The following is a 2,424-nucleotide window of genomic DNA, read 5'->3' as shown; positions in this document are numbered from 1 at the left end:
GTCGCGCTCACTGGCCGTCGTTTTACAACGTCGTGACTGGGAAAACCCTGGCGTTACCCAACTTAATCGCCTTGCAGCACATCCCCCTTTCGCCAGCTGGCGTAATAGCGAAGAGGCCCGCACCGAAACGCCCTTCCCAACAGTTGCGCAGCCTGAATGGCGAATGGGAGCGCCCTGTAGCGGCCACTCAACCCTATCTCGGTCTATTCTTTTGATTTATAAGGGATTTTGCCGATTTCGGCCTATTGGTTAAAAAATGAGCTGATTTAACAAAAATTTAACGCGAATTTTAACAAAATATTAACGCTTACAATTTAGGTGGCACTTTTCGGGGAAATGTGCGCGGAACCCCTATTTGTTTATTTTTCTAAATACATTCAAATATGTATCCGCTCATGAGACAATAACCCTGATAAATGCTTCAATAATATTGAAAAAGGAAGAGTATGCGTAGCCGTAATTGGAGCCGTACCCTGACCGAACGTAGCGGCGGTAATGGTGCGGTGGCGGTGTTTATGGCGTGCTATGATTGCTTTTTTGGCGTGCAGAGCATGCCGCGTGCGAGCAAACAGCAGGCGCGTTATGCGGTGGGCCGTTGCCTGATGCTGTGGAGCAGCAACGATGTGACCCAGCAGGGCAGCCGTCCGAAAACCAAACTGAACATTATGCGTGAAGCGGTGATTGCGGAAGTGAGCACCCAGCTGTCTGAAGTGGTGGGCGTGATTGAACGTCATCTGGAACCGACCCTGCTGGCCGTGCATCTGTATGGCAGCGCGGTGGATGGCGGCCTGAAACCGCATAGCGATATTGATCTGCTGGTGACCGTGACCGTGCGTCTGGATGAAACCACCCGTCGTGCGCTGATTAACGATCTGCTGGAAACCAGCGCGAGCCCGGGTGAAAGCGAAATTCTGCGTGCGGTGGAAGTGACCATCGTGGTGCATGATGACATTATTCCGTGGCGTTATCCGGCGAAACGTGAGCTGCAGTTTGGCGAATGGCAGCGTAACGATATTCTGGCCGGCATTTTTGAACCGGCGACCATTGATATCGATCTGGCCATTCTGCTGACCAAAGCGCGTGAACATAGCGTGGCGCTGGTTGGTCCGGCAGCGGAAGAACTGTTTGATCCGGTGCCGGAACAGGACCTGTTTGAAGCGCTGAACGAAACCCTGACCCTGTGGAACAGCCCGCCGGATTGGGCGGGTGATGAACGCAACGTGGTGCTGACCCTGAGCCGTATTTGGTATAGCGCGGTGACCGGCAAAATTGCGCCGAAAGATGTGGCGGCGGATTGGGCCATGGAACGTCTGCCGGCGCAGTATCAGCCGGTGATTCTGGAAGCGCGTCAGGCGTATCTGGGCCAGGAAGAAGATCGTCTGGCCAGCCGTGCGGATCAGCTGGAAGAATTTGTGCATTACGTGAAAGGCGAAATTACCAAAGTGGTGGGTAAATAATAACTGTCAGACCAAGTTTACTCATATATACTTTAGATTGATTTAAAACTTCATTTTTAATTTAAAAGGATCTAGGTGAAGATCCTTTTTGATAATCTCATGACCAAAATCCCTTAACGTGAGTTTTCGTTCCACTGAGCGTCAGACCCCGTAGAAAAGATCAAAGGATCTTCTTGAGATCCTTTTTTTCTGCGCGTAATCTGCTGCTTGCAAACAAAAAAACCACCGCTACCAGCGGTGGTTTGTTTGCCGGATCAAGAGCTACCAACTCTTTTTCCGAAGGTAACTGGCTTCAGCAGAGCGCAGATACCAAATACTGTTCTTCTAGTGTAGCCGTAGTTAGGCCACCACTTCAAGAACTCTGTAGCACCGCCTACATACCTCGCTCTGCTAATCCTGTTACCAGTGGCTGCTGCCAGTGGCGATAAGTCGTGTCTTACCGGGTTGGACTCAAGACGATAGTTACCGGATAAGGCGCAGCGGTCGGGCTGAACGGGGGGTTCGTGCACACAGCCCAGCTTGGAGCGAACGACCTACACCGAACTGAGATACCTACAGCGTGAGCTATGAGAAAGCGCCACGCTTCCCGAAGGGAGAAAGGCGGACAGGTATCCGGTAAGCGGCAGGGTCGGAACAGGAGAGCGCACGAGGGAGCTTCCAGGGGGAAACGCCTGGTATCTTTATAGTCCTGTCGGGTTTCGCCACCTCTGACTTGAGCGTCGATTTTTGTGATGCTCGTCAGGGGGGCGGAGCCTATGGAAAAACGCCAGCAACGCGGCCTTTTTACGGTTCCTGGCCTTTTGCTGGCCTTTTGCTCATTAGGCACCCCAGGCTTTACCCGAACGACCGAGCGCAGCGAGTCAGTGAGCGAGGAAGCGGAGAGCGCCCAATACGCAAGGAAACAGCTATGACCATGTTAATGCAGCTGGCACGACAGGTTTCCCGACTGGAAAGCGGGCAGTGAAGT

At 52.4% G+C, this 2,424-nt stretch carries 2 protein-coding genes; both read left to right on the top strand.

Going from position 1 to position 2,424, the window contains the following annotated elements:
- On the top strand, window positions 1-215 hold a 215-nt coding region (locus ET21_RS28670; protein ID WP_235185790.1), incomplete at its 5' end, for a hypothetical protein.
- Between the two features lie 450 nt (window positions 216-665).
- A complete protein-coding gene (gene aadA1, locus ET21_RS0123115; RefSeq protein WP_001206316.1) occupies window positions 666-1,457 on the top strand; it encodes an ANT(3'')-Ia family aminoglycoside nucleotidyltransferase AadA1 in 792 nt (263 codons plus the stop codon).
- Window positions 1,458-2,424 lie beyond the last annotated feature (967 nt).

This window comes from Sphingobium sp. DC-2 (assembly GCF_000722555.1).
Classification (GTDB): Bacteria; Pseudomonadota; Alphaproteobacteria; order Sphingomonadales; family Sphingomonadaceae; genus Sphingobium; species Sphingobium quisquiliarum.
This window is presented reverse-complemented; position numbering and strand designations above follow the sequence as displayed.